We start from the raw sequence: 2,049 nt of genomic DNA, 5'->3' as shown, positions 1-2,049 counted from the left end.
TGTATCCTGTATCCTGCATCCTGTATCCTGCATCTTGTATCCTGCATCTTGTATCCTGCATCTTGTATCCTGCATCTTGTATCCTGCATCTTGTATCCTGCATCCTGCATCTTGTATCTTGCGTCCTGCTTACTTGAAACTACCTTCCTTATAAATCACTCCTCCTGTTGCTTGATTAGTCGGTGTTACTGTTACTTCACAAATTTGAACATGAGCAGGTACTGAGGCTGTGTAAACAATTATATCGGCTATATCTTCAGCAAGTAGTGGTTTTATTCCTTTATACACACTATCAGCTTTTTTATTATCTCCATGAAAACGTACATTACTAAATTCTGTTTCTGCCATGCCGGGTTGGATATTTGTAACTCTTATGGCTTTATCTACAACATCCTGTCTTAATCCGTTGCTAATGAACTGCACAGCGGCTTTTGTTGCACAATATACATTTCCTCCCGGATAAGCATGAATGCCGGCTGTTGAGCCAATATTAATTATGTGTCCTTTATTATTTTTAACCATTATTGGAACTATTATGCGAGTAAGGTATAAAAGACCTTTTACATTGGTATCAATCATTTCTTCCCAATCTTGAATTAATCCTTCATGTAATTTATCAAGTCCTCGTGATAAACCTGCATTATTTACAAGTACATCAATATTTTTCCACTTTTCAGGAAATTCATTTATACTTTTCTCTACAGCTTTTTTATCACGTACATCAAGTTTAAAAGTGTAAATATCAATTTTATATTTCTTCTTTAATTCATTAGCAAGTTTGTCAAGTTTTTCTTTTCTTCTTGCACATAAAATTAAATTTGAACCTTTCTGTGCAAATGCTTTTGCAGTTGCTTCTCCTATCCCACTACTCGCTCCGCTTATAAATACAATTTTTCCTTTTAATTTCATTTTGTCCTTATTTATTTTGTGATATATTTTTTTGTCAAAAATAAGAAAAATTATCAATTTGTTACACAATTCAGTCTGTTGTTTTTTTTGTTCTTAAATTGCATCAGGTATTACAAGGCTTTCAGCCTATTTTTCTAATAGTTATAAACAAGAACAAGGCTTAAAGCTTGAAATAAAGAATATTGGACAATACATAAAATTATATAAAAAAAAGCAGGACGTTAATCCTGCTTATCAAAAGATATGAAAATTGAGTGAATGTTAAAAAAAAGTTATATTTTTTATAGAACTTCCCTAAAGTGTAAAAGACTTTGAATAAATTCCATAATCGGTTTCAAGAATATAGAAATAAGTGTTTTTTGTTAAGTCCTTAGTATTTATTTTGTAGCAATATTTTTTTGCTTCTTTAAAAGAATCTTCAAGAATTATCATTTCTTCACCATCTTCACTAAACAAAACAAGGCGTACTGTAGAAGTATCTTTTAGTTTATATTTAATTGTTATTTCCACAGGTTTATATTTTTTTATTTCATATAATTTTACATTCTTCTGTGCTTTACTTTGATCATTATTTTTGTTAATAGAAAATGAACTGAAAGAAGTCAAAAGAAAGATTGCTATTATTGTAAAGATACTTAATTTTTTCATGATTTATTTTTTTGAAGTTTAACTAAATTTTAAATTCAATCTTATGACGAACTCTTAGCAATTTTTGTTACAAAAAATTATTACTATTTTTATTATTCATACTTAAAATCTGATTACAAGGTATTTACAATACATTTTTTTTTGATTAATTATATATGGAAAATTCCCCTCACTATTGGTAGTCTTCAATCTTGAGCTTTGTGTGCCGGAGACTAAGCATTTTCTCTTAGCAGTTGGAAGTCAGAAAAACGATTGAAAAAAAAGCTTACGCAGAGCAACTTTTGTATGTCAGCAAACTTCATTATTCATAATTCCTTGTTTCGCAACCGCTAAAGCTACAGCGAACGCGGTCGGTATTCGATATTTTATCACAGTTTAAATTATGTTGAGTCAGCAGTCCCTCAATCGCGATGCGATATAACCAATTATCTAACTGGATAGATCTTCACGACAAACAGAAGACGTGTAGTCAAAAACAGTCCTCAGTCTCCA

Annotated in this window: 2 protein-coding genes; both read right to left on the bottom strand. The window is 30.6% G+C overall.

Annotation, left to right across the window (positions count from 1 at the left end):
• Window positions 1-129: 129 nt before the first annotated feature.
• Window positions 130-909: an SDR family oxidoreductase gene (locus U9R42_11760; protein MEA3496699.1), complete on the bottom strand. Its 780-nt coding sequence runs from the start codon at window positions 907-909 to the stop codon at window positions 130-132.
• Between the two features lie 294 nt (window positions 910-1,203).
• Window positions 1,204-1,557, bottom strand: coding sequence for a hypothetical protein (locus U9R42_11755; protein MEA3496698.1), 354 nt, complete (start codon window positions 1,555-1,557; stop codon window positions 1,204-1,206).
• Window positions 1,558-2,049 lie beyond the last annotated feature (492 nt).

Source organism: Bacteroidota bacterium (assembly GCA_034723125.1).
Taxonomy (GTDB): Bacteria; Bacteroidota; Bacteroidia; order CAILMK01; family JAAYUY01; genus JAYEOP01.
Note: the sequence above shows the minus strand (reverse complement) of the source record. Positions and strands in the feature narration are given on the sequence as shown.

Excerpts from the sequence above, each read along its gene's own strand:
- U9R42_11755 (MEA3496698.1), bottom strand. The coding sequence starts at position 1,557 with ATGAAAAAATTAAGTATCTTTACAATAATAGCAATCTTTCTTTTGACT.
- U9R42_11760 (MEA3496699.1), bottom strand. The coding sequence starts at position 909 with ATGAAATTAAAAGGAAAAATTGTATTTATAAGCGGAGCGAGTAGTGGG.